Here is a 26847-nt window from a genome sequence, read left to right on the forward strand (position 1 = left end):
AGGTCCGTACTTAATTTTTTAGATTAAATCTAATTAGTTTAAGTGAGGCAAATAAGTTAATTCACAATTAAACGTGAGATATCGAATGAAGGGAAATACGTCGTTAAGGCGTATTCCCTTTTTGTTATGTGGAGGATTAAATGTCAATTAGTGCATCAGAAGTAATGAAATTAAGGGAAAGAACAGGCGCACCAATGATGGAGTGCAAAAAGTTCTTAGTTATGACTAATGGTGATATTGAACAAGCTATTTCTGAAATGCGTAAAGCAGGCCAAGCAAAGGCAGATAAGAAAGCAGATAGAATCGCAGCAGAAGGTGTAATTGTTACGGCGCTTTCTTCTGATAACAAGGTGGCTGTTATTATTGAAATTAATACAGAAACTGATTTCGTCGCTCGTGAAGAAAATTTCATTAAGTTTGCTGAAAGAGTACCTGCTACTGCATTAAATAATGATGCAATTAAAGATGTTAATGATTTGTCTAATGCTACTTTAGCAAATACAGATAATACTGTTGAGCAAGAAAGACAACAGCTTGTTGCTAAAATCGGTGAAAATATCAAAATTCGTCGCTTAGAAAAAATACAATGCGAAGATGGCGTAGTTGGCTCGTATTTACATGGTACTCGTATCGGTGTTTTAGTTGCGGTAAGAAATGGTGATGAAACACTGGCTAAAGATATAGCTATGCATATTGCTGCTAGTCGGCCGATGGTAGTTAGCCGTGATCAAGTTTCTGCTGAAGTCATTGAAAATGAGCGCGAGATTTTTACAGCGCAAGCACGTGAAAGTGGTAAGCCACAAGAAATTATTGATAAGATGATTGAAGGACGTATTAATAAATTTGTTGACGAAGTTAGTTTGTTAGGTCAACCCTTTGTTAAAAATCCAGATATTAAAGTCGGTCAGTTATTAAAGGAAAAGAATGCTGAAGTTGTTTCCTTTATTCGCTATGAAGTCGGTGAAGGAATTGCTAAAAAAGAAGATAATTTTGTTGAAGAAGTTATGGCACAGGTTCGTGATTAATGAGTGAAAATCAACCTTTAAAATATAAGCGTATTTTATTGAAATATAGCGGCGAGGCCCTTATGGGCAATTCGCAGTTTGGTATCGATCCGTTAGTTTTAGACCGAATTGCCAATGAAGTAGCTGAGTTAATCGCTTTAAATGTAGAAGTTGCTTTAGTTGTTGGCGGCGGTAATTTATTTCGTGGTAAAGCATTATCCGAAGCAGGGCTAGGCCGTGTTACCGGCGACCATATGGGAATGCTTGCAACGGTTATGAATGCTCTAGCCATGCGTGATGCAATGGAGAGGATTGATCTCCCAGCTCGTATTATGTCAGCTATTCCAATGCTTGGCGTTGTCGATTCGTATCATCGTCGTAAAGCAATAACGCATTTAAGAAATAAACATGTCGTTATTTTTGCAGCTGGCACTGGAAATCCTTTCTTTACGACCGATACGGCAGCGTGCCTCCGCGCTATTGAAGTAGGTGCAGATGTGGTGCTAAAAGCAACGAAGGTTGACGGCATTTATTCTGATGATCCTATTAAAAATCCAGCAGCTAAACGCTATGAGTTTTTAACTTATAAGCAAATTCTTAGTGATAGTTTAAAAGTTATGGATTCTACTGCCATTTGTTTGTGTGAAGAGCATAATATGCCTTTACAAGTCTTTGATATGAATGCGGCTCAAGCACTACGAAAAATAGTGCTTGGTGAGCATGTAGGTACTATAGTTGGAGCAAATCATGATTAATGAAATTAAGCAGGATGCTGAAAAGCGAATGAAGAAAAGCGTTGAAACTTTAAGACATGATTTAACAAAAATTAGAACAGGTCGTGCTAATGCAAGTTTATTAGATCATGTTCAAGTTGATTATTATGGTAATCCTACGCCGTTAAATCAGGTTGCGAATGTTACAGCAAGTGACTCGCGAACACTTTTAGTAACGCCTTGGGAAAAATCAATGGTTGCTGCTATTGAAAAGGCAATACTAAATGCTGATTTAGGTCTAAATCCCGCGACGGCAGGAAGCGCTATTCGAGTACCTATGCCGCCTTTAACTGAAGAGCGTCGTAAAGAGATGACTCGTATTGTGCGTGCGGAAGGTGAGCAAGGGCGCGTTGCAATTCGTAATATTCGCCGCGATGCTAACAATCAACTTAAAGAATTAGTGAAGGACAAAGCTATTTCTGAAGATGACGAACGTAAAGCAGCCGAAGTTATCCAAAAAATAACCGATAAATACATCGCTGAAGTTGACACTGCATTAAGTGAAAAAGAAAAAGATTTGATGGAAATTTAATATTTAATAGAGTGTGTTGATAATAAGTTTTTGACTATGTGCCTCGACTTGTCCGAGGCATTTAAAAAATTGTGCAATTAATAGTAAATTTTATTGCAGCGAAGGGCATTGTTATTAACTGACTCTAAGCTATTTAGGTTAGCGTTGAAAAGACAGATATTATCTTGAATTTACGTTGGCCTTACTTGCCTTTTATCTCTGTGTCTTTGGTTTTCATATTCTGAAATCAGGTTACTTAATTCAGTATTGCCATGCATTTCAGCTAATTCTTGTGGTGTTTTATTTTCTCCATTTTTCTCCGTAAGTAGGTCATCAGATGTTTCAAGAAGAAGTTTAACTGCCTTAGGATAACCTTCCTTGATAGCCATGTGAATTGGTTGCGAACCAAAAAGATCAGTAGCTCTAATATCACAACCTTGTTCAATTAAAAATTTCATCATTTTAGTATGACCATATAGTGCAGCGAGATGAAGGAGAGTGCGATTACTAGTATCTAATTCTTCTAATAAAGTCTTATCACTCTCAACAAATAGTTTAACCGCTTTTAAATTACCAATTACTATGGCTAAATGAATAGGTAAGTGACCAGAACGATCCGGCGCTTTAGGGGATGCTCCAGCATTGATTAAAAACGGTATAATTTTAGTATTTCCATATGTAACAGCGATATGTAGAGGTTGATGACTATCAGTAAAATATCTTTCATCTAGTTTACTTCCGTTATCTAATAACTGCTGAATTACGTGTTCATCTTGGTGACACACAATAGCCCAGAATAAAATTGTTATAGAGTCATTACTTTGCTTTTTGGTATTAATAGTATTATTTTCAGAATAAAATGTCACAGCCAGTTGATAAAAATAGTTTAAAACTAATGGGTTTTTTTCTTGACAAGCTATTTGAATAAGAGTGTAACCATCTTTATTTTTTAGAGAAAGCATATTTAACGATACTAACTTTCGGCTTAATCTTTCAACATCCCCATTTTTTACATATAAAAACATATTATCTAAAAAGAGGTCAGCGCATATTTTTTGAACTACCTTTTTAATCTCTGGTTTCAAAAATTTATATTCAACAAATAGAGTATTTAAATACTCATCATCATGCTTATAGATTGTGCTTATAAATGGTTCAATACAGGATAATTCGTTTTCGTCGTTAATATATATTAAGTAATTTATAAAAGCGCTCTCTATATCGGTAGATGTAAATGTACCATCATAACCGTTATTTGCTAGTACTTCTTCGAGCATTGCGTTATTAAGGTTACTAGTTGATACATTGTTAGCTAATTGAGCACGTCTCTGAAGATAATGTTTTACAAGTAAAGTCACTAAATTTGGTTGGTGAAATTTCGTAGCATCTTTTAGGAGATTAATCTCGAAGTCGTGTCTAAACAAAAATATCGGACTAAGTTTTAGTAATGCTTCGACCACCTCTGTTTGACCGCTCCTAATAGCTACATCAATGACCTGTTCTTTATTGCTGGTTATGAATGTGGCACAAATAGGGTCACGTTGAATAAACCTAACAACAGTTTCTTTTTGACCACAGAGTGCAGCCCGATGTATAGGCGTTAACCTCAAAAATTCTGATTGAGTTATTTCATCTTCATCTTCATCTTCATCTTCATCTATTTGCTCGGGTTTAATGCTATCGTCCAGATAACCCTTAGCGCGATGAACTAAATAATCAGATAAATTTTTTGCCTTATGATAATCAACAAAAATTGAGTCACCGGTATTACGTATGAAAGGACCTGAGATATTTGTAAATAATTGAACAATTTCGTCGTATCCAAGACTAGCTGCAATATGAAGAGGACGATAACCTAAACTCATGTATCGCTCGCTTAATGAACTACCCATCTGCAATAAACCAACAAGTGCTTGGGGCGTCTGGCGACAGGCGATAGCCCAATAAAAAATGGTTCTCCCTTGTTCATCTGCTCTTGACGTATAAGCAGCTTCTTCAGCGGCAGAAATTAAATTAGCAAGCGCTTCGCTTTGAGAATCCTGATCCATTTTATTTTCTAATTCTTTGCGAAATTTATCGATGAGTGGATAAAGCTCATTAAAATTTAAAGCGTTAAGACCATGAAAATATATCAAATTAATAAAATTAATGGCATCTACAATGGCTTTTTGATTATTCATAACCTGTTTAATAACAGCCACAGTAGCGGCGACAATCATATTTATTTCAATACAAAGACGAGCACTCTGTTTTAGAGTGTCGGCATCAGCACTAATCATATGGTGTTCGGCTATAGCAAGATTAGATGTATTAATATCTAAATCTTGTAAAGCAGAAGGGGGTTGATTCATATAAACAATCAGACAATTATGAACACCAAAGTGGATTGGAAAACTTAGCGGGCCAGTTTTTAAAGGCAAACCAGCAAGGATGGCAAGACTAATTAGTTTACTATTTGCTACCTCCTTAACATTTTTTTTATAATTTAGCTCTATAGCTTGAAAAAATTGGTCTAGTATTTTTTGATTACCATTTGCTTGAGCATGTTCTAAAGGTGTTTTTTTTGTTACGTTTCCTTCTATATCAAGTAGATGTACAATGCTGTCCTGATTCTTCTCTATAAATTTTTTTAAATTCACGTCATCTTGAGTTTTGATTAAAAAAACTAAGCGTCTGACTACAGGTTGGGGATAATCTGTTTTATAACGCTCCATAAAAGTATCATACCAAGTCTTATCTGCTATTTTTTCAGGTGTATTAGGGAAATGACGATGACACATATCTTGCCAAAAATAATTAGCATTTTTAACTGAGTTATACAAACGACCACTACTTTGGGCTAAGGTTGTTATGTCGGCTGGGTTAGAATAAGAAAAAATTTTCCATAAAACTTTATTAGGTATTGAGTCTAATAATGAAGGTGAATTTTCTGATGAAGGAGTGCTTGCCTGACCCTCATTATCTTTAAAAAAATGCATACTATTTACCTGTAGCAAATTCTGTGCTATATGGTAAAAATAATAGCATTAGTTCTAAAATATATCTAATTTGATCGAGGGTATTTAAAATTAGACCTTTTGCATAACCTGTTTATTTTGGGTGAGTGCAAGGCGCAAGGGTTTAGAGGAGCGGAGTTTACATGGAGTAAATGAGCACCGGAGAAAACCTTGCAACATATATGAACCATTCCTTATTGCAAGCTAATTTAGAAAGAAGTCATAGGTTATTTAAGTTGCAATCATATATTCAGCGTCGAAGCAGAGCTTGCGCTCTGATGTAAAATCCGCACTCTCTGTCCTCATTACAGCCGTGGCATCGAAATACCGTGTTGCAAACCAGGTTTTCAAAGAGTTGGTCTAACCTATCAACCATCATCAAAATTAACTAAAGCAAACTGGTGATATTTATCATTATATTAATTTTAGCTGCTAACTATTGAGTATTAAGCAGCTGCCTTTTGTTGATTGCTATTAAATTCATGACCTGTTTTTAATAGCGACCAAATAATTCGTGCATTTTTATTAGCTAAAGCTACAGCCGCTTTATTAAGACTAAGCGTCTCTTTCTTGCGAGTTAACCATTCGCCATATTGACTGTCGCTATTCTTGCAGCGGCTCAGTGCTGATCTTGCACCATGAATTAATAAAGTAAGTACCTATCTCCGCGCTTACTAATGCCTAATAATATCTGCTTATTGCTGCTTGATAACTGTCGCGGCACTAATCCTAACCAAGCAGGCAAGTGGCGCCCATTTTTAAACTCATTGGCATTCGGGACTGCGGCAACAAGGGCCGTTGCTGTTAATTCACCAATACCGGGTATAGACACAAGACGTCTACACGAGTCGTTTTCTTTGCAAATCAGTTTTACTTTGTTGTCTATTTTTTTTGAGCCTTTCTTCTAGCTCAACCAACTCATCATAGAGCTCTTGCATCAACGCGCCTGACGAGGCTGTTAACTCATTTTTTGTATCATCAATAATTGCGCGTAAGTGGCTTTTAACTTTGTAACGCACCTTGCGGTATTGCTAGGCCATATTCTAAATTTAATCTCCGAATCTCATGGATTAATGCAGTCCTAGTCTTAACTAAGCGACTGCGTACTCGATGTAATGATTGAATATCTTGTTGCTCGATTTGTTTAATCGGCACAAAGTGCATGGAGGGACGACTGGCTGCCTCAACTATCGCTTGGGCATCAAAAGCATCATTCTTATTCGTTTTCACAAAAGGCTTTACAAATTGTGGGCTAATTAATTTGACACCATGGCCATAACGCTGAAATAAACGAGCTCAATAATTAGCGCCGCCGCAAGATTCCATAACAATACTACACAGTGGTAAATTAGCTATATAAGCAGATAATTTTTTCTCGTGCTATCCTTTGTTTTAATATCCGCTTGCCTGAACTATCAACACCATGTAGTTGAAAAATATTCTTGGCTATATCTACCCCTAATACGCTAATATTCATGCTTGAACCTCCCACTTAGTTTAAAATTTTCCAATTTTTATACTAAGCTGGTAACACATGTTTGCCAACTCAGTAGGTGGGATGGTTCATTACATTACAGCAATCGCGTAAAATAAACGGGTTATACAAGAGGTCTATTTATTTTTAAAAATCAATAAATTAATCAGAACTAGTCTTTTTTCATAGAATGCCCGAGTTTAGGAGGTAAAATCTTTCCATCTTTTAAATATATTTAATTACAAATAAACTTTTCAGTTCTATATAACATTTTTTAAATCTCGATATTGGGTCAGTGCATGCTGTCTAGAAATTTGTAAATCAACCATAGGAAGCGGATAATCTTTGCCAAGTTCGAAAAGTGAGTCATGTTCTTGCCAAGGTTTGTGTATTTTCTTTTTGGGTATACAGGCTAACTCAGGAATCCAATTTTTGACATAATCACCGTTTGGATCAAATTTTTCTCCTTGCGTAATAGGATTAAAAATTCGAAAGGGTGGGCACGCTTCAAAGCCACTGCCAGCAATCCATTGCCAATTAAAAGAATTAATTGCAAGGTCGGCATCAACTAAGGTATCTAAAAACCATTTGGCGCCTAAACGCCAGTCAATAAGAAGATTCTTTACTAAAAATGAAGCCGTTATCATGCGCAGCCTATTATGCATAAAACCAGTCTGCCATAGTTGGCGCATTCCAGCATCAACCATAGGAAAACCCGTTCTTCCTTGGCACCATTGCGTGAAATCCTTATTTGAGACACGCCAACTAAGATGATTAAATTGCGGTTTAAGGTTTTGAATCGAAATTTGTGGTAAATGATAGAGTTGGTGATAACAAAAATCTCGCCACCCTAGCTCAGTTAAAAACTGTTCAATAGAACTGGCGTGATAAGATTTATTTTCTATAACGCTGTTTACGGCCTGCCAAATTTGTCTAAGGCTAATTTCACCAAAATGAAGATGCGGTGAAAGACTTGAGTTAGCGTTTTTTGCAGGATAGTCTCTATTAATTCGATAATTGCTTAAATTATTTTCAATAAAAAAGGATAATTTTTGTAAAGCACTATTTTCACCAGGCTGCCAAACAGTGTTAAATTTATCGGCCCAATTAGGTTTTGTAGGAATAAGTTCCCAATTATTCAAATCTTCTGTATGGACCTTAGGGCAGTGCGGCCACTTTTTTATAATAGATAACGAATCAAATTGGTTTATTTTAGGAAAACAATGCCGCCAAAAAGGTGGAAAAACTTTAAAATAATTGCCTTTTTGATTTTGTATTTCCCAAGGCTCTAAAAAGACATTTCCTTTAAAACTTTTAACACTAACTTTATTTTTATTTAAAGCTACTTCTATTTTTTTATCTTGCTCAATTTCATCAGGTTGATAGCGCCGGTTCCAATAGACAGTATCAACTTGATAAGTTGTAATAAGCTCTTGTAACTTAGATAAGACTGCGCCACTTACTAAGAATAAATCAAGACCATGGCTTTGTAGATTTTTTTTAAGTGCTAATAATGAATGATGTAGCCACCATTTTTGCGCGCTGCCTAAATGTTTTAAATTATTTTCGGCAATATAAAGCGGAATAACAATATCATGCTCATGACAAGCTGCTGTGAGAGCAGGATTGTCTTGGCAACGTAGATCTTGCCTAAACCAAATGATTGCTGTAGACATAAGTCCTTTAAATTATAAAAAAGGAATTATATTATAATTAAAATCAATCATATACCCCCATTTAGTATCCCAGAAAATTTTTTTAATTTCCTTATTAGACTTAAATGTTTCAAGTAACCAATTAAAATTATCTGAGGCCGTAGCAATAAAAATAATATTAACGCAGTTTTTAACGGGTAACGTAATAATGTTGTTACCAAATTGCTGTTTTAACATAGTAAAAATAAATTGATATTCGTAAGCATTAGCTACATTAATTACCAATACGCCTTGAGTGGAAAGAATACGCTGACAGTTTAGAAAAAAATCTTTATTTTTACACGAAGTCGGAAAATCATTAGCATCAGCAATGTCGATAAGGAGATGATTAAAAGTTTGTTGGTAATGTTTAGCAAAGTGGCTAGCTTCTTCTTGAACAATTGTTAAATTAGGCAGCTTATTGACCATAAAATAGCGCTTGGCAATTTCAATAACTTCAGAATTCATTTCTACTGCTGTTAGGGCGTAGGCTTGTAATGAAGGTGACAAAGCATGGGCAACGCCCGCACCACCTAAGCCAAACATGCAACAATTTCCTGGATGTTGACGAGCAACAAAGGTTAATGCTTTAACATAATTTAAAGCAGGCTTATAAGGCATAAATTTATTTAGCAAACTTTGAAATGCACTGCTATTAAATTTAAGCCATCGAAAAAAATAGTTATCATAGACACGAATGTGATCTGAGCGATAAATGCAGCGTCCTGCTAAAGTTTTCCATAACATTATGTAGACATCTCTTGCTGAAATGGGTAGATTGATCCTAGATTAAGTAATTGTGTTAATTCATCTAAAGCACTATAGATTTCATTTACTAAATTAAAATCCCTTAAATCCTTTGCTTGTAATTCAGTGCGATAATGCCGATAAATCCAACTTTCTAATAGAGTGAATAATTCCTCACTTAAGAGCACGCCTTGATGCATTGCTTGTAATTCACTATCGTTTAATGGAATGCGTAAACGCAAGCAAGCAGGCCCACCGCCATTGCGCATACTTTGTTTTAAATCCAAATAATAAACATGATTAATGGGATTATTGGTATCTACAATTAATTCATCAATAAAATTTCGAACAGATAAATTCATTTCACATTCTGATGGCGCAATAAGAGCCATAGTGCCATCGGGGAGGGAAATGAGTTGCGAGTTAAATAAATAGGTAGAGACAGCTTCATTAATACTTACTTTATCTTTTTTAACTTCAATAATATGCAGCGGAAAGTCGGCTTTTAATTTTAATTCATTAAGTATTTCTTTTTGATCTAAGAAGGCCTGTTCATGAATTAAAAAAACATTTTCATTAGCGACAGCGATAACATCATTATGAAAGACACCTTGATCAACTGCATCTGGATTTTGGCGCGCAAATATTAAACGATTAGGATCAAGTAGGTGTGCACGAGCGATTGCTTCACAGGCTTCTAATGTTTGTCTCGCTGGGTAACGCCTGGGCTGATTAACTATATCTGCTGCCTGCATTGCTTTTTTAGCATAGACAAAGATGTTAATACCTGCATGATTATATGTTTTACATAACCGATTATGATTAGCAGCGCCCTCATCAGAGGTAATTGTACTTCTAGGTAAAATATCATGATGATAAAAGAAACGGTCATCATTAAATATGCGTTGTAAAAGTTTCCTAGAAAAGCTCGCTTCTTGGTGCCTATGTAAATTACTAATTAAGTTTGCTGCTGTAAAATGAACGCGTTTATCTTCACTATCAAGGCTAGCCGAAACTGTGGCAGCATTAGCAGACCACATACTTGAGGCAGAATAACAAGCCCCTAGTAATTCAGGAGCAGCTTTAAAGGCATTATCGATTTTTTGTTGTGGCGTGCCTGCAAAGCCTAAATGAGTTAGTAAAGCAAAATTAGGCCGTTCATGCGGTGGTAATAGAGCCTGCTTAAGGCCCATCTTATGTAACATGCGCATTTTTTTTAAACCTTGAAGTGCTGCTGCTTGCGGATTAGCAACACTTAAGGCATTACTAATTGATGCAATATTTCCGGCAGCAAGACCTGCATAGTTATGATTAGGGCCGACTAAACCATCGATATTTAATTCATATACCGCCATTATTTTTATCCTAATTCAATACCAGGTAGTAATTGTGCAGGCTTCGTTAACTCAGGTTGCTCTAAGCTGGCAATAGGATATGCACAATAATCAGCTGCAAAATAAGCGCTAGGGCGGTGATTACCACTTAAACCAACGCCGCCAAAAGGTAAACTACTGCTTGCACCAGTTGTTGAGCGATTCCAGTTAATCAATCCAGCACGAACAGTTTTGTAAAATAGCTCAAACTGATCTTTGCTATCACTAATTAGGGCTGCAGCCAAACCATACCGAGTTTGATTAGCTAATTCTAACGCTTCTTCAAAATGTTGATAGCGATAAACTTGAACGAGAGGCGCAAATATTTCTTCATCAGGCGGATTTGTTACAGTTGTCATGTCAATTAATCCAGGCAAGAGAAGGCCAGAATTCTCTTGAAGTAAATTCATTTTTAGCAATGATTTTCCACCTAAGCTAATTAAATTATCCTGCGATTTTAAATGGTTTAAAGCATGTTTGTAGCTTATCACGGGCCCCATAAAAGGTTCAGGGTTTGTAGTAAAACTGCCTACTTTTATTTTTTTAAAATTTGTCATTAGCTTATTTAAGAACTCATCACCATAGTCGTTGTCCTGAATAAAAACACGGCGAGCGCAGCTACAGCGTTGGCCTGCTGTAATGACTGTAGATAAAATAGTTTGATAAATCGCTGCATTAATATCACTTACTTCATCAATAATTAAAGGGTTATTGCCACCCATCTCTAACGCTAAAATAACATCTGGTCTATCACTGAAATGACGATGGATAGCTTTGCCAGTATTGTAACTCCCGGTGAAATAGACACCCTGAATATCTGTTTGTAATAATTCTTTTCCAGTGTTAGCACCACCTTGTATACAATTAATAACGCCTGCGGGGATGTTAGTTTTATGCCAACACTGCATAATTAATTCGGCAACGCCTGGAGCTAATTCGCTTGGCTTATATACAACGGTATTGCCTGCCAAAAGGGCTGGAACAATATGTCCATTACTCAAATGTGCGGGAAAATTAAATGCACCAAAAACCGCAACCACGCCATGCGGTTTGTAGCGTAAACAGGCATTTGCTTCAGGTGTAGGGTTACAATGATTAGTTGTTCTTTCTTTATAAGCTTGAATAGAGAGATTAATTTTAGCAATAACAGAATTAACTTCTGTTGCTGATTCCCATAAAGGTTTACCTGTTTCTAAAGCAATGAAGTGAGTTAATTCTTGACGAATAGCTTCTACTTCTTTGGCAAATACTTGTAAATAGGCAATACGATTATCTAAATTTAGTAAAGCCCATCTACTCAGTGCTTGCTTTGCAGCATCAACGGCTTGATTTACTTCGTCTTGGGTTGCCTGTCTGCCTTGCCAGACATCTGTGCTATCAAATGGGTTTTGAGAAGTTAAAATTTCCCCTGATCCGGTTACCCAAGTGCCATTTATATAATGGTGGCCAAGTTGATTGACAAAAAACGTCATTGTGAATTCTCCGGTCGAGGTTGATAGGATGATTTACTGGCCAATTGATCTGTCTCATAGGTATCAAAATTTTTATTAAAAGGATCCAGTCTTTCAAATTTTAAAGGCGCTAAGCGAATAGCATCATTTTTTTTAACCTGCAGTAATTCCGCCGTATTTTTACTAATAATGCACTCGCCACTTTGATTATTAAAAACAGCATGACTTATAGTCGCTCGGAAATCGAGAGAAGTATTAGATAATAAAAAACGAGGGCCACTAACTTCGTCACTAAGGTTTTTTATAACTAAAATTCGGCTAGCTGCAATTGTATTGATGTCATGAGAAGGCGCTTCAATGGTAGGGCCCCCATCAAAAATATCAATGTAATTGTTATAGCGAAATCCTTCATCAGATAAAATTTTCATTGCCGGCCGGGTAGTAGGGTGTGGTTGCCCAATAACCTCTTGTGCTTCCGGCGCTAATAGTTTCACATAGATTGGATTCCTTGGCATAAGATCAGCAATAAATTGTTTATTGGTTAAAATTGTTAATCTATCTGCTTCAGCAAAAGACATATGGAAAAAATGCTTACCTACATTATCCCAAAATGGTGAATTTCCTTCATCATCACATATGCCGCGCATTTCAGCAATTAAGGTAGAAGAAAAGCGGTAAGGATATTGTGCTATAAATAAAAATCGTGCTTTAGATAATAATAAGCCATTACCATTTAGACGATAAGAAGGCTCTAAGAAAAGAGTACATAATTCACTTCGTTGTTGATTATCGTTTACTAGACTTAATACTTCATAGTCACTGCGGATATTTAACGAATGACATATCCGAGTACGTAAAGATAATTTATAAGAATAAAAGGGCGTTTCAAAACCCGTAAACGCTTCAATAGCTGCTGTGCCTACAAGTTTAGTTGTATTTGGATCTTCTAATACAAATAAATAATACTCATTTTGAGGTTGACTAATTTTTTTCTTAAATGAAGCACCAGATAAGCGAATACGCTTAGCAAGTAAGTCCTTGTTTTTAGGTAATGTAGTTAGTCCAAATCCACTATGAAGAGCTAGATCATGAACTTCATCAATATCGGTTAGACGAGAACGGCGAAATAACATCATTGCTTGAGCTCCTCTAATCCTCCTTGCGCTAAATCTCTTAAAAGTAGCGTACTTAGTTGAGCGCGCTCAACTAGGCTGTCAATTAATACAAATTCCATTTGACTGTGTATATTGCCGCCTCGCACACCTAAGGTATCAATAACAGGTAAGCCTTGTGCCGCTAAATTATTACCATCACAACAACCGCCGCTGTCTTGCCAATTGATAACTAGATTAAGTTCTTGTCCAATAGCTTTAATACGCTCATAAAGAAGCTTAGTCCCTGGGTTTACCTGCTTAACAGGTCGGGTAAATTTACCTTGTATGCTTAAATTATAATCAGGTCGTTTTAAACTCTGTATGATTTTATTAAGTTCAGCCATCACCCATGCTTCATCATTAGTATCATTAATTCGTATATCTAATTTTGCAACGGCTCGGTCTGGAACAATATTAAGCGCAGTTCCACCTGCTATCTTACCTACATTAATGGTCACACCTTCATGTTTACCATTTAATGCGTGAACTGCTGTAATTGCTTCTGCCAAATAACAAATAGCATTCCTGCCTTCATAAAAAGCACGACCTGCATGCGCAGCTTTACCTGTAGCAACTAGCGTTATTTTACCACTGCCTTTTCGATTCTTGGCTAATGTTCCTTGTGTATCCATAGCAGGTTCATATAGAAGGCCTGCTTGATAATTCTCAGCTATTTCACTAAATAAAGAGCCAGAAGCAGGCGAGCCTAATTCCTCATCGGCATTAATAAGTACATCCCAACCTAGAGAGGATGCTTCTTGGGTTTGTTCAAATACTTTAAGGGCATGAAGTATGACTATTAATCCGCCTTTCATATCTGCAACACCAGGCCCATTTAAGTGATTATTACTAATATAGGTCAATTTTTGAAAGGCGTGATGCTCAGAGAAGACGGTATCCATGTGACCTGCTAAAAGAATGCGACGTTTTAACTGAGGTCTTTTACGAATGAATAGTGCGTTACCGCAGGTAAATTCATCCACATTACCTGCCATATCAATAATAGAAACTGGTGGAAATTGAATCGTTTCTATTGTATCTGCTATGGGTTCAAATGTACTGGATAAATTTTGATGCATTATTTGCAAACCTGCTTGATTATCACTGCCAGAGTTAATTTCACAGACTTGATGTAATTGCTGGACCATAAGGTCCTGATTTTGTTGTAATGAAATGAGCAAATCCTTTATGTTGGAGTCCATAATTTATCTAATGGCTAAATAGGCAACATTAGCTGAAATTCATTTTATCTGCAACTAAAGCGAATAACGTGACTTCTTAATTAGGTTTGCTATATAAAATTCGCGTTATTAAATAGATTATTTTTAGCTAGCGCAGTCATTTATTTCTGTATGTTAATTAATTAACTATTGATAACAGTAAATAAATTACTTAGTAAAAGGAGAAATTTCTTGTTTATTACTAGAGCCGCCTTCTCCCTCTTGTTCGACTTCTTCTTTCGGAATTAGACGAAGGCTTGCATCAAATTCCTTCATATTTAGCTGTTTAGCTAAGGTAACATGATCTTTCATTGTATCTACAAGCGCTTCACGTTTACTGGTATGATACGCAGCATTAAATGTTGCTGCACCTTGCTTTAGGGTGTTTGTATGTTTGCTAAATGTAAAAATAAATAAAATAACACCAATAGCAGCTTTCATCATACCAGCAAGAACTTGCAATTTAGGATGAGTAATTCTCAACTCATCTGCTAATTTATTATATTGAATAAGGCTTTTGTTATCCGATTTAAGTGTTATTGTAGGCGTTAAAGAGATGGCTTCTAACAAGAGTCTTTTGCCACTTACTTTTTTATCATAATGAAATTTAATTGTTTCAACTATTTTTAAAGATTGGTCAATCTTAAAAGATAGTTCGGGGCAATTTTTTTTCTCTTGCTCCAGTTCTTCTGTAACCTCTGCGATTCGTCTTTCTAAAAGTTTAGTTACTCTTCCATGAGGGCAATTGAAATCACGCCACTGTGTAAGCCATTCTAATTGTGATTGTAGTTCAGGATGTTTTTTTAATTTTTCTTTTTCTTCTTTTAGTTTGTCTTTATATTGTTGACTATTGACATAGTGATCTATTGCGTTCCAAATAATATTTAAATGGTGATTCATACCACGTCCTTTTACCGAGGTTGCCGCGGCATGCAAAGCTTGCTCAAATTCTTCACGGCTTAAAGGATGACCAGCCTCAATAGATTTCATTAGGTTAAAATAAGCAGAGGAAGCACCACCTCGATCAATAGCATCTTTACACGAAAAGTTAATACTAAGTGGTTTAAGCGTATCGATAATATAATTTGTCAGTTCAAATTTAACAAAGTGAAACCAAACGGCTTGGCGCTCAGCTTGGCTTAACTTTCTATCGGCAGGAATAAGGTTTCCATCGTTATCGACTATACCCATTGCTTTAAAACTATTTGTTAATAAGTCTTGTAATACCTTTCTTTCATACTCATTACTAGGGTAGCCACCAAAATTAAAAAGTAACCCTCTTATCTTAGGACTTATATAAAAATCTTTAATTTTAGGCTCTAACGTATCGATGCCTCTTGCAATAGAAAGAAATGTGTCGAATACAGTTTGATATTTTAATTCCTCTTTTGTTTTAAGATAATCACCTCGAGTCATAAGTCCTTTATCTGCAGGAAGGGTGATAACTGCAAGGTTAGCATGTCCCTTTTCTAAACTTTCAAGTTGTGCAGTTAACGCTTTTTCCTTGTTACCTTCACCTAAAAAATCAAAAGCCAACTTATCTCTGTCAAAAATTTCCCTATCTCTAGCTAAATTATTGAAATAAATATGAGTAATTGGGGATTTTTCAGTCGAAACTGATTGAGACGGCTGTTTTCCGAGTTGATTTTTTAACCAGTATTCAAATAGAGGGCTAACGCGTGTTTGTCCCTTATATCGTTGTGCTTGAGTACCTATACGTAGCTCTCGAACTTCAATACCCTTTTTTTTCTTATAAGGATAGGAGCGTAAGCTTGGTATATTGGTATAGTATTGCGGTGTAAATGTATTACCTACCACAGCTGAAAGTCTCGCATGCCAGGTCTCATTATCAGCAGGAGAAGCTGTTTTAGCATTAATTCTTTTTAAAAAAAATGGCTCACTTAATGCGTCGGCAATAGTATGCTCAATTCCTTTGCTAGATTTACTTGGCCGGTGCCCATGAGGAATATGTCTAATTGCAGCATAGGTTTGCTCGAGAAGATGACTATCATTGTTATAGAGAGTATCAATAAAGTTATCTAATGTTAGCTTATTATCCCTTGCCTGTTTCAATAATATTTGATGCTTCTTATTTATTTCTTTATGGCTTAAAGGAAAGGTGTTTTGATTTGCAGAAATATTTGTTTCTTGCGTTTCAATTTGTCTTTCAAGTTGAGCTGAAATATAGTCAATATTTTGATCAAGAAATGTTATTAATTGAGTATATAGTTTGGCATAGGGATAATCGTTCTGATAGATTTGATGTTCCTTAATCTTTTCTAACTCATTTTGAAGCGGTTCAAAGTCCTTGCCTAGAAAATCTAGTGCCACCCCCTTTAGCTCTCTTAAGTAACTGTAACAGTTTTTATTATGAATTTTTTCACTTGTAATGGCTGTCTTAGATTGTACTTTTTTAAATGTTGTAGCTGATTTATTTAAATGTTGAAAGCTTGCGTTTTCATCTAACATGCTTTCAATAGCAGAAGCGATTATTTTTTTAGCATCGAACGTTAAATGATCGAAGGTCTTTAACTGACTTTCAATTGGTCGTTCCATATTCTCGCTATTTAAGTCACTCCAAAGAGAATAAATAAGTTTAGCTGTTTCATTTATAAAACTCGTTTCTTGTGTTTTTCTTTCTGACTTAATAGGTTTGGATTTTTTAGGCAAAGCATAAGTGATATCTACTTTTATAGGCTGGTGGCGTTCTACTAAAACATGCTCCCAGTTAAAATCTTTAAGTTGATATTCATTAGGATTGATTTCTTTAAGAGCCTTTAACAATTCGAGAATTATTTGAATCCGTTCCTCTAAACTTAAGTCTTTACTCTCTTTAATAATTTTTGTTAACTTTTCGCCATGAATTTGGCGAACGACTGTATAACTAATTTCTCTACCTGGATCCTGAATAGGTTCAATAGCAGCAAACGAGATTTCTGAGTAATAAGGATGAAGACTTCGTAAATTTTGAAAAGTATCGCCAAATGGTTTTTCCAAATTAATAGAAGAAGTTGGCATTGCAATCACTACTTCATCATGAAGATTGGGAATATAATATAATTTATTATTGTCTTCAGTAAGAATAAAGCTTCCTAACATAGGATAGGCAACGGTTTGAGAATTTGAAATAGAAACACCCTCCGTACCAAAAATATCATAGCGGCGAAGGCCATTTTTTTCATTTTTACGCATTATTATCTGAAAACCAAACTGTACTGTTAAGTTATTACCTTCGCCATATGAATATGAAGTATTTGCCTGCCAGAATTTATTTTCTAACTTGGCCTGCCAATTAAAAAATTGAATTAGTTTATCAACTTCGCTTGGTGATAAATCGATTTGATTTAAATTAATAAATTTAGGGTTAATCATGGAAGTAAGTTTTAAAGAGCGTCTACTTTATTATAGGAAATAATTATTAAAATATGATTAAGTCTTATTATCGTTTTTGAAGGTTAATAATTTGTTTAAACTCTAAGACTAGTAAATAAATTTACAATAGTTTTAAATTAAAAAGAAAATTTTAAAATAGCTGTACAACCTATCTTCTATTATCCAAGGCCTTTTATTCCGGGTTGGTTTCCTTCAATTAATTCAGACGATGAAGATGAACAAACTTTTTTACTGTTAACTACAGGAAAGAATTGGGCATCAGCTAGGTTTCTTTTCGGAAATTGAGGTTGATAATCACTACTAACTATCTTAGGAGGTGTTTGTATTTTAAATGTATTAGTCAATCTAGGACTTGCCACTACCGCTGCACTACCATGACTACTATATAACTTACCTTCAGTCGCCCTCCCATCTGTACTTTTTGTCCTAAAGACAATAAACTTCTCGTTTTCATTTAATTTTCCGCCATTTTTTTCAAATTCATTTATGGCTTTTCCTACTACGTCGGGTAAAGATGATTCCAAAACAATTTCTGCAGGAATATCACTAAATACTTTACCTACGGCACTTCGAAGTATCTCAGTCGCTATCTGATCTTTATGTATAAAACATAGATTAACATCAGCTGCTAGCAATATTTGCGAAATATTTGTGCCCTTAAAAGACTCTTTAATCTCCTGAAATTTTATAATAATGGCTTCTTCGATATCGTTAGGTTTAGGTATTCCAATGTTAGCAGCTGTTTTTTTAGGACTTCTTCTAGGTACTTCATAATTAAGGGATACTTTACCGTATCTACTTAATGCTGTAATTGGTTCATGATAACATATAATAATTAACTCTGATTTTTTATTTAAGTTATAGTAAATATGAGCAGTAGGCATATTTATATTCCCATTGTTTAAATTTAAATCTAATAGACAGATTTTAACTCAAAATAATTAAGTAAATATTAAGTTGATGTACATAATTTGATATTTACATCTAAGTATTAGTAAAACATAAGAAATTTTCTTTTTGCATATATGCTAAACTTGAAAATAGATACCGTTTAAGGAGAAAACAATGCTTCCTAGTCCCTTACATAGCTTTATTATTGAAGAAGTTCTAGGGTTATACATGTTAATTATGGCCATAATTATGATTGCGCGGGCAGATTATTATCGTAAATTAGTGCGAGAGCTGCCTGCCGACAGAAATTTTATATTTGTAACCGCCATGTTTACCTTGATTTTTGGCCTAATTATGATTGTCACTCATAATATTTGGCATTGGCGCTTCGAAGTCGTAGCAACAATTATTGCATGGTTAATTGTAATTAAAGCTATTCTCTGGTTAGCGCTACCAGAATATATGGTAGCTCTTAGTAAGAGGATATATAAGAACAATATGTTTTATGTAATGGCAGTGATTTCAGGTATCATTGGCATTATTTTATTAGTCCATGCTTATCATGCATTTGGTGGTGATTGGGCATTTAATTTATGGTGATGCATTGCTAAAAGCTGGTAGGCTTAAACAATAGGAATTGATTGCTGCAATTAAAGGATACTCAGTTAAAGGAAAGCCAAAACGCTTAGCGTTAAAAACTTGGGGTATCAAGCAAATATCCGCTAAGCTTACTTCGCTACCATAACACACTTGCCCCTTATGGGGCATTTCTTGTAAGCGGCGCTCAAATGCATCAAAGCACTCTTTAAGCCAATGATGATACCAACTTTTTATAGCCGTATCTTCGGCATTAAATTGTTGTCGTAAGCGATTAAGTACTCTTAAATTGTTTAAAGGATGCAAATCACAGGCAATCATCAATGCAAGGCTTCGAACATGGGCACGCCCTAATGGTGTTGGGGGTAGCAAAGGTGGCGTTGGATTAATATCATCTAGGTATTCAATGATAGCTAACGATTGACTAATAATATGGCCATTTTCATCTAGTGTAGGCACTAAACCTTGGGGGTTTAGTCTCAAGTAATTAGGATTATGATGTTCACCACCGTTATTCACCAGATGTACAGATAACGTTTCATAACTAATATTTTTTAAATTTAAAGCTATACGCACTCTGTAACTTGCTGTCGAGCGATAATAATCATAAAGTTTCACTTTAGAGGCCTTTATACTGAGTTAGAGTTTGTTCAATTACACCAAATAACGAATTTCCTTGCTCATCTAGCATTTCAATTCGTATCTTGTCACCGAAGCGCATGAAAGGTGTGCTTGCTTTACCATGTTCTAATATTTCAAGCATTCTTTTCTCAGCGATACAGGATGAACCCTTACTACGATCAACATTTGAAACAGTTCCTGAGCCAATAATAGTACCAGCTGCTAGTTTGCGGGTTTTAGCTGCATGAGCAATTAAATCAGCAAAAGAGAAAGTCATATCTACACCTGCATTTGGCTGACCAAACAATTGTCCATTTAAAAAACTCAATAAGGGAAGATGAACCCGGCTATCTTGCCAATGTTGCCCTAATTCATCAGGCGTTAAAGCAATAGGTGAGAAACTACTTGATGGTTTAGATTGAAAAAAGCCAAATCCTTTGCTTAACTCATTAGGTATCAAATTCCGTAACGAAACATCATTAACCAACATAATAAGTTTAATATGAGCTGCAGCGGCGTCCCGTGTAATGCCCATAGGGACATCATCCGTGATAACAGCTAGTTCGGCTTCAAAGTCAATGCCATATTCTTCATCCGCCATTAAAATGTTTTCGGTGGGCGCTAGGAAGCTATCTGAGCCACCTTGGTATAGTAAGGGGTCAGTCCAAAAATTGGCAGGCATTTCAGCACCGCGGGCTTTACGGACTAATTCAACATGATTAACATAAGCACTGCCATCTGCCCATTGATAAGCTCTAGGTAAAGGGGAAGCTAGCTCTTCTGGTACATATGGAAAAGCGCTGCTCATATGACCGGCATTAAGTGCTTCGTAGATCTCTTGTAGTGGATCTCTAACATTAACCCAGTTATCAAGCGCATATTGTAGTGTTTGCGCAATATGAGGAACACGCACAGCTAATGTTAACTCTTTATTAACAACGCATAGCTCGCCATCGCGGCTATGCAGTGATTTTAAGGTTGCTAATTTCATATAAAAGCCTTACATCATTGAGTCGGTTGTAATGTACCGCGTTTTATTTGGTCTCGTTCTATTGCCTCAAAGAGCGCTTTAAAGTTCCCTTCACCAAAACCTTGGTTTCCTTGCCTTTGAATAATTTCAAAAAAAACAGGACCAAATACATTTTCAGTAAAGATTTGTAGTAAAAGACCTTGCTTAGGATCAATTTCGCCATCAATTAGAATTCGTTCTTGTTGTAACTGGGCTATGGGTTCTTGATGCCAAGGAACGCGTGCTTCAACCATTTCATAATAGGTGTCAGGCACATCTAGAAACTTAACACCTCTTTTTCTTAATGTGTTAACACTGTTGTAAATATTCTCTGTGTTTAAGGCAATATGTTGAATACCTTCACCACGATAATCATTTAGAAATTCTTCTATCTGTGATTTATCATCTTTAGATTCATTTAATGGGATTTTAATTTTGCCGCAAGGACTTGCCAACGCTCGACTTACTAAACCTGTCATCTGTCCTTCAATATTAAAAAAGCGAATTTCTTTAAAATTAAAAATAGATTCATAAAAATGGGCCCATTTATCCATATTACCGCGAAAAACATTGTGAGTTAAATGATCAATGGCTGTTAATCCACAATCTTCTGTACTGTGATTGTCTACTGATAAGCTTTCCCATTGTTGCGAAAAGGGTTGATGGGTATTATCAACAAAATAAATAACGCTGCCGCCAATAGCTTGAATTGCTAGAAGATTATGATCAGCATGTTGACAATCTTGAAAAGGGGTTGCTCCCTGTGCAATCACATATTCATAAGCTTTGTTAACATTTTCAACTTGGAATCCCATCGCGCACGCACCGGCGCCATGATTTCTTGCATGTTCTTCTGCTTGACTGTCGGCAGAGTTGTTAACAATAAATTTAATATTTCCTTGTTGATAAAGAGTAATATCTTGGTATTTATGCTTAGCTACCGCATGAAAACCCATCTGGGTAAATTGCTGGTGTAGAGATGAAGCATTAGGCGCGGAAAATTCAAGAAAAGCAAAGCCATCAAGTCCGCATGGGTTTCCATCAATAGTCATAGTAACTCCTTTAAAAAACAAACTTTAAATTGGTCGAATTAAAAATAGTCCATCAGCAATTGCTAATAGACTGATATCAACTCGCTTATCATTTTTTATTAATTCATTTAAGCGTCTAATTTCTCTGGTTTGACCACTCGTGTCATTAGGATCAATGACTTTGCCTTCCCAAAAAACATTGTCTATTGCGATTAGGCCGCGAGGATTTACTAGCTGTAAAGCTAATTCATAATATTGAGTATAATTGGTTTTATCAGCATCAATAAATATAAAATCAAATTGTTGGCGATAACCTTCATCAATTAACTCATTTAAAGTTTGAATTGCAGGCGCTAAACGAAGCTTAATTTTCATATCTTGATTAGCCTCACGCCAAAAATCATGCACTCTACTTGTCCATTCAGAGTTAATATCACAGGTTATAAGTTCCCCATCTTCGGGTAAGACTAAAGCCATAGCAAGAGCACTGTAACCTGTAAATGTTCCTAGCTCTAAGACTTTACGTGCAGAAATCATTTTTAATAGAAACTGCATAAATTGTGCTTGCTCAGGCGCAATTTGCATATTAGCTAGCGTCATTGTAGAAGTATACTCTCGAAGAGATTTTAAAACTGGATGCTCACGAAGTGAGGTATCAAGCATATAATCATAGAGCTCTGGCGTAAGATTTAAATGTTTTATAGTCATAAGTTGCCTAAATTTATTTATTTTTATTTTTTATAATGACAACACAAAAATTAACTAGTGTAATTAATATAATTCTAACCATTAAGCATAGTAATAAAGATATCTGACTTGCAAGAGTCTAATCAATCTCACAGGCTTTAGGCTAATTTCCCTTTTGCTAACATATCAGCAATTTCACTTGTCGATTTGTTTTCCTGTTCTGAACGTTTGAATATTTCCAATAAAGAATCAGGAATACGTTCAATTTGTTGCTCAACTTCATTTTCATGTACATGTAAGTATTTACTGGCAGCAAAAATTAATCCACCTGCATTAATGACATAATCTGGCGCATAACAGATTCCTTTTTCATGTAATAACTGACCGTGATAAGTATGAGCTAATTGGTTATTTGCAGCGCCTGCGATGATTGGCGCTTGGAATTGCTGAATAGTTATATCATTAATAACTGCGCCTAGTGCACAAGGGGAATAGACATCACAAGGAATTTTATGGATTAAGTCTGTAGTCGTGAAATTAGCGCCAAATTCTACTACCGCTCGCTCAGCATTAGTTTTATTTATATCAGCAACGGTCAGTTTAGCACCGGCTTGATGTAAATATTGGGCTAAAGCATAGCCTACATGGCCTAGGCCTTGAATAGCTATATGTAAGCCGGTTAAATTATCTTTACCTAGTTTAAAGGCGACAGCAGTTTCAATGCCTCTAAAAATTCCTTTCGCTGTAAAAGGGGATGGATCGCCATTATATTGTGATAAGCTAGCTACATAAGGAGTATGTTGTGCAATTATATCCATATCACTAAGTTGGGTACCACTATCTAAAGCAGTAATGTAGCGTCCACCTAGTTCATCAATAAATTTACCGAAAGCATGAAAATAAGCTTCTCTATCAAAAGGTTCTGCTGGTTTAATAATAACTGACTTACCGCCACCTAAGGGTAAATCTACGGAGGCAGCTTTAAAGCTCATGCCACGTGCCAGTCGCATAGCATCATTGATAGCACTAAAAGTATCAGGATACTCAATAAAACGACAGCCGCCTAAGGCTGGGCCCAATTTGGTACTATGAATAGCAATTATTGCTTTCATCCCGGTTACAGGGTCTACTTTAAAATGTAAATCACCAAAACCGTGCGCTAAAGCATAATCTAAAAAATCATCCTGCTTAAGTAGATCTATATCATTTTTTACCAATGTTTCCATCGACATCATTAGCGTGGCTCCAGTAAATTTATGTGCCCATTTTATAGATCGATTCGCCTATTAAATCAATGTATTCCAATCTAAGCTAGCGATATTATCTAAAAAATAAGTCATTAAAAATTTAATTAAAAGAAAAGTTCTCTGTTTAATATACTAAACTTGATTAATTAGATTATAAGACATAAGACGACAATTGTTTATGTCTATGTTAGCATTAAACTAAAATAAGCATAGCTCAAATTCTTTGGAGATCCAGATGAACTACCTATCTAAAATAGCTGTGTTATTTTTATTGCCTGCTTTTTGCTTTGCAAATAATTACCAATCGAATTTATTATTAGACAAAATTTCTTTTCAGGTTTCTGCAAGACAATGGGTTAGTACACAAACTGCTTTATTAACCGTTGATATTAATGCAACATTAACTAATGCTGATTTAGTAAAAGCACGTACCGATATCATGGTTAATTTAAATAAAATTGCAGCTGGTGATTGGCATATAACTCAGTTTAATCGTTCTCAAGATAGCTCAGGATTAGAAAAGTTATTCGTTAAAGCGCAAGCACGGATTTCTCAATCTAGTTTAACTAATGTGTATCAAAATGCTAAAGCTGTTACTCAACCAGGAAATACCTATTCAATTAACACCATTGACTTTAAACCTAGTTTTGAAGAAATACAAAAAGTAAAAGCGCAGGTTCGACGACGTTTATATTATCTTGTTAAAGCAGAATTGATGCGCTTAAATAATACTTATAAAACCCAACATTACTCTGTAAATAATATCTATATTATTGAAGGCGATTCCTTACCGCTACCTCAACAGCCTAGAGCTTACCAAGCTAAAGAAATGATAAATACGATGGCGCTTGGTACAGCAGCTCCTGCGTCAGATATCGCAGTAAGCAATGAAATTTTAATGAGTGCTGTAGTAGAAGTTGCTTCTAACCGGAGTACGGAGTAAATAAATTGCACATAAAACATGCTGTTATTGGTCATCGTGGCGCATCTGCTTATGCGCCAGAAAATACATTTGCAGCTTTTAAGCAAGCCTTAGCTCTTGGATGTAATTGTATTGAATTTGATGTGATGTTAAGTGCTGATGGTAAACCATTTGTATTTCATGATGAACTTCTAGACCGCACTACAAATGGCACGGGCGGTGTAGGTTTAGTTAACGCTACCTATTTAGAATCTTTAGATGCAGGAATTTGGTTTTCTAAATCTTTTGCAGGAGAGAAAATTCCTCATTTTAGCGATATTTTATTGTGGCTCGTAGAAAATGAAGTTAATGCAAATATTGAAATTAAACCCTACCCAGGTACAAGTGAGCAAACAGCAGAAATTGTGTTAGATTATTTAAGTCGTATATGGCCAAAAAATAAAAAGTTACCTTTAATTTCTAGCTTTGATTTAACCGTGCTAACTCACTGTCATAGTCAAGCTCCTCATATTCCTTTAGGTTTGCTTTTGGATGTGTGGGAAGATTTTTGGTTAGAAAAGGCGCAAGCTTTAAATTGCTTTTCTGTTCATATCAATGAGCTTGCTTTAAATGCTTATCGAACGCAGGAAATTAAGAAGCATGGCTATCACCTATATGTCTATACAGTGAACAATAGAGATAGAGCCAAGGAGCTTTTAAGTTGGGGCGTAGATGCCATTTTTAGCGATTATCCTGATTTATTATCATGAGACACTTTAGCTTATTTTTAATACTAACGTTCTTAGGCCAAACTTGGGCTGCAAAAGTTGATATTGTTTTATGGCATTCTCTAGCAGGCAACTTAGGTTTTGTTCTACAACAGGTAGTAGATGATTTTAATAAAACTCAAAAAGAATATGTTATTAAACCTGTATACAAGGGTGAATACAATGACGCAATTACCAGCTTTGCTGCGGCATTTAAAGCAAAACAACCGCCAGCATTAATTCAGATTTTTGAAGTAGGTACTGGTACTATGCTTGCACCAGCAGGTATTATTAAACCGCTTCATGAACTTATGGCGGAACAAAATCAGCGATTACCAACAGAAAATTTTCTTCCAGCTCTTGTTTCTTTCTATAGTTATAAAGGTAAGTTGCAAGCGTTACCGTTTAATACATCTATCCCTGTTATATTTTATAATGCTGATGTTTTAGCATCGGTAGGTATAAATGATAAGAATTTTCCGGCTACATGGGATGAATTAGAAAACTTAGCCGTTCTTCTAAAAAAGAAAGGTTATCAATGTACTTATACTTCAGCTTATCCTGCATGGATACTTATTGAGGCTTTTTCTGCATTGCATGGCCTACCTTTATTTGACTTAGGAGAAAAAAAAGCAGTTTACAATAATACAGCTATTATTCATCACCTAGAACGCTTAAGACGATGGCAAAAAAAACATTATTTTGAATATGGCGGTCGAGCAAGTGACGCTACATCACTCTTTACAAGTGAAAAATGTGTTATGTACAGTCAATCCTCTGGTAGTTATAAAAGTATATCAAAACTGGTTAATTTCCGCGTTGGCGTTGCTGCTCTTCCACTTGATACTTCAGTGAGTCAGTTAAGATATAACAGTGTTAACGGTGGTGCTGCACTCTGGGCTGTTGCAGGTCAATCAGCTAAGGTATACGAAGGAATAGCTCAGTTTTATACTTATTTACTTAAATCCCAAGTGCAACAACGATGGTATGAGAGTACAGGTTATATTCCTATTGGTATAAGTGGTAACTATGCTTTTATTATGAATAATAATGTGCAACCTGTTTTATCCTTAGCACAAAAAGAATTAGCAAATACTATTCATCAAAAACCGCTTAATTTAGCAGCTATCCCTCAAAACCAAATTAGAAATATTAATGATGAAGCCTTAGAAGCAATTTTTGCTGGCATTAAAATGCCTAAGGTCGCTATAAATGATGCTGTTACGCGTGCCAATTTTGCTTTAGTACGTTTCCTACGGAATACAAAGCCTTAGATTATAAAATTAGTTAACTTTCTTTGCTCCAT

At 35.6% G+C, this 26847-nt stretch carries 25 protein-coding genes; 7 read left to right on the forward strand and 18 right to left on the reverse strand.

Features of this window, described 5'->3' with window-relative positions:
• The first annotated feature begins 140 nt into the window (after positions 1 to 140).
• The 3 genes from tsf to frr are packed head-to-tail and all read left to right on the forward strand — an operon-like array spanning position 141 to position 2309.
• Positions 141 to 1025, forward strand: a complete 885-nt coding sequence (gene tsf / locus E1P04_RS03185; protein ID WP_131781472.1) for a translation elongation factor Ts — start codon at positions 141 to 143, stop codon at positions 1023 to 1025.
• On the forward strand, positions 1025 to 1759 hold the full coding sequence (gene pyrH, locus E1P04_RS03190) for a UMP kinase (protein ID WP_131781473.1): 735 nt from the start codon (positions 1025 to 1027) through the stop codon (positions 1757 to 1759). Before tsf ends, pyrH begins: the two co-directional genes overlap by 1 nt.
• Complete coding sequence (gene frr / locus E1P04_RS03195; RefSeq protein WP_131781474.1) at positions 1752 to 2309, forward strand: ribosome recycling factor; 558 nt, start codon at positions 1752 to 1754, stop codon at positions 2307 to 2309. Before pyrH ends, frr begins: the two co-directional genes overlap by 8 nt.
• A gap of 170 nt (positions 2310 to 2479) precedes the next feature.
• On the opposite strand, the gene E1P04_RS03200 is transcribed toward frr, so the two are convergent.
• From E1P04_RS03200 to E1P04_RS03245, 13 genes are all read right to left on the reverse strand, one after another.
• Positions 2480 to 5266: an ankyrin repeat domain-containing protein gene (locus tag E1P04_RS03200; protein WP_131781475.1), complete on the reverse strand. Its 2787-nt coding sequence runs from the start codon at positions 5264 to 5266 to the stop codon at positions 2480 to 2482.
• Between the two features lie 661 nt (positions 5267 to 5927).
• Entirely contained in the window at positions 5928 to 6116 is a 189-nt protein-coding gene (locus tag E1P04_RS18345; RefSeq protein WP_207385974.1) for a transposase, read from the reverse strand.
• A 7-nt stretch (positions 6117 to 6123) separates the two neighbouring features.
• Positions 6124 to 6303 carry a hypothetical protein gene (locus tag E1P04_RS17835; RefSeq protein WP_207385975.1) on the reverse strand — a complete coding sequence of 60 codons (180 nt, stop codon included), beginning with the start codon at positions 6301 to 6303 and terminating at the stop codon, positions 6124 to 6126.
• Positions 6287 to 6541, reverse strand: coding sequence for an IS110 family transposase (locus E1P04_RS17840; RefSeq protein WP_282433093.1), 255 nt, complete (start codon positions 6539 to 6541; stop codon positions 6287 to 6289). The genes E1P04_RS17835 and E1P04_RS17840 overlap by 17 nt, the downstream gene beginning before the upstream one ends.
• A gap of 91 nt (positions 6542 to 6632) precedes the next feature.
• Positions 6633 to 6761, reverse strand: coding sequence for a hypothetical protein (locus tag E1P04_RS18210; protein ID WP_282433092.1), 129 nt, complete (start codon positions 6759 to 6761; stop codon positions 6633 to 6635).
• A 257-nt stretch (positions 6762 to 7018) separates the two neighbouring features.
• Positions 7019 to 8434, reverse strand: coding sequence for a cryptochrome/photolyase family protein (locus tag E1P04_RS03210; RefSeq protein WP_131781476.1), 1416 nt, complete (start codon positions 8432 to 8434; stop codon positions 7019 to 7021).
• Positions 8435 to 8446: 12 nt separating this feature from the next.
• Positions 8447 to 9199 carry a spermine/spermidine synthase domain-containing protein gene (locus tag E1P04_RS03215; RefSeq protein ID WP_131781477.1) on the reverse strand — a complete coding sequence of 251 codons (753 nt, stop codon included), beginning with the start codon at positions 9197 to 9199 and terminating at the stop codon, positions 8447 to 8449.
• Positions 9199 to 10554 carry an N-succinylarginine dihydrolase gene (gene astB, locus E1P04_RS03220; RefSeq protein ID WP_131781478.1) on the reverse strand — a complete coding sequence of 452 codons (1356 nt, stop codon included), beginning with the start codon at positions 10552 to 10554 and terminating at the stop codon, positions 9199 to 9201. Before astB ends, E1P04_RS03215 begins: the two co-directional genes overlap by 1 nt.
• Before the next feature lie 5 nt (positions 10555 to 10559).
• Positions 10560 to 12044 (reverse strand): succinylglutamate-semialdehyde dehydrogenase, encoded by a 1485-nt coding sequence (astD, locus tag E1P04_RS03225; protein ID WP_131781479.1) that lies wholly within the window; start codon positions 12042 to 12044, stop codon positions 10560 to 10562.
• Positions 12041 to 13159 carry an arginine N-succinyltransferase gene (locus E1P04_RS03230; RefSeq protein WP_131781480.1) on the reverse strand — a complete coding sequence of 373 codons (1119 nt, stop codon included), beginning with the start codon at positions 13157 to 13159 and terminating at the stop codon, positions 12041 to 12043. The genes astD and E1P04_RS03230 overlap by 4 nt, the downstream gene beginning before the upstream one ends.
• Positions 13156 to 14325 carry a hydrolase gene (locus tag E1P04_RS03235; protein ID WP_242604370.1) on the reverse strand — a complete coding sequence of 390 codons (1170 nt, stop codon included), beginning with the start codon at positions 14323 to 14325 and terminating at the stop codon, positions 13156 to 13158. Before E1P04_RS03235 ends, E1P04_RS03230 begins: the two co-directional genes overlap by 4 nt.
• A gap of 240 nt (positions 14326 to 14565) precedes the next feature.
• Complete coding sequence (locus E1P04_RS03240; RefSeq protein WP_131781482.1) at positions 14566 to 17769, reverse strand: hypothetical protein; 3204 nt, start codon at positions 17767 to 17769, stop codon at positions 14566 to 14568.
• Positions 17770 to 17948: 179 nt separating this feature from the next.
• Entirely contained in the window at positions 17949 to 18674 is a 726-nt protein-coding gene (locus E1P04_RS03245) for a hypothetical protein (RefSeq protein ID WP_131781483.1), read from the reverse strand.
• A gap of 181 nt (positions 18675 to 18855) precedes the next feature.
• Between E1P04_RS03245 and E1P04_RS03250 the strand changes: the two genes are divergently transcribed.
• Entirely contained in the window at positions 18856 to 19281 is a 426-nt protein-coding gene (locus tag E1P04_RS03250; protein ID WP_131781484.1) for a hypothetical protein, read from the forward strand.
• Here E1P04_RS03250 and maiA read toward each other — a convergent pair.
• From maiA to E1P04_RS03275, 5 genes are all read right to left on the reverse strand, one after another.
• Positions 19273 to 19896 carry a maleylacetoacetate isomerase gene (gene maiA / locus E1P04_RS03255; RefSeq protein ID WP_131781485.1) on the reverse strand — a complete coding sequence of 208 codons (624 nt, stop codon included), beginning with the start codon at positions 19894 to 19896 and terminating at the stop codon, positions 19273 to 19275. The genes E1P04_RS03250 and maiA overlap by 9 nt on opposite strands.
• 1 nt (position 19897) lies before the next feature.
• The gene (locus tag E1P04_RS03260) at positions 19898 to 20890 is read right to left on the reverse strand and encodes a fumarylacetoacetate hydrolase family protein (RefSeq protein WP_131781486.1); all 993 of its coding nucleotides are present in this window, start codon (positions 20888 to 20890) and stop codon (positions 19898 to 19900) included.
• 14 nt (positions 20891 to 20904) lie between these two features.
• On the reverse strand, positions 20905 to 21960 hold the full coding sequence (hppD, locus tag E1P04_RS03265; protein WP_131781487.1) for a 4-hydroxyphenylpyruvate dioxygenase: 1056 nt from the start codon (positions 21958 to 21960) through the stop codon (positions 20905 to 20907).
• 24 nt (positions 21961 to 21984) lie between these two features.
• A complete protein-coding gene (locus tag E1P04_RS03270) occupies positions 21985 to 22641 on the reverse strand; it encodes a class I SAM-dependent methyltransferase (RefSeq protein ID WP_131781562.1) in 657 nt (218 codons plus the stop codon).
• A gap of 143 nt (positions 22642 to 22784) precedes the next feature.
• Positions 22785 to 23861 (reverse strand): Leu/Phe/Val dehydrogenase, encoded by a 1077-nt coding sequence (locus E1P04_RS03275; protein WP_131781488.1) that lies wholly within the window; start codon positions 23859 to 23861, stop codon positions 22785 to 22787.
• Positions 23862 to 24108: 247 nt separating this feature from the next.
• Between E1P04_RS03275 and E1P04_RS03280 the strand changes: the two genes are divergently transcribed.
• The 3 genes from E1P04_RS03280 to E1P04_RS03290 are packed head-to-tail and all read left to right on the forward strand — an operon-like array spanning position 24109 to position 26815.
• Entirely contained in the window at positions 24109 to 24816 is a 708-nt protein-coding gene (locus E1P04_RS03280) for a hypothetical protein (protein WP_131781489.1), read from the forward strand.
• A 5-nt stretch (positions 24817 to 24821) separates the two neighbouring features.
• Positions 24822 to 25544, forward strand: coding sequence for a glycerophosphodiester phosphodiesterase (gene ugpQ, locus E1P04_RS03285; RefSeq protein ID WP_242604371.1), 723 nt, complete (start codon positions 24822 to 24824; stop codon positions 25542 to 25544).
• Positions 25541 to 26815 carry an extracellular solute-binding protein gene (locus E1P04_RS03290; RefSeq protein ID WP_131781490.1) on the forward strand — a complete coding sequence of 425 codons (1275 nt, stop codon included), beginning with the start codon at positions 25541 to 25543 and terminating at the stop codon, positions 26813 to 26815. Before ugpQ ends, E1P04_RS03290 begins: the two co-directional genes overlap by 4 nt.
• Positions 26816 to 26847 lie beyond the last annotated feature (32 nt).

This window comes from Legionella gresilensis, assembly GCF_900639865.1.
GTDB lineage: Bacteria > Pseudomonadota > Gammaproteobacteria > Legionellales > Legionellaceae > Legionella_C > Legionella_C gresilensis.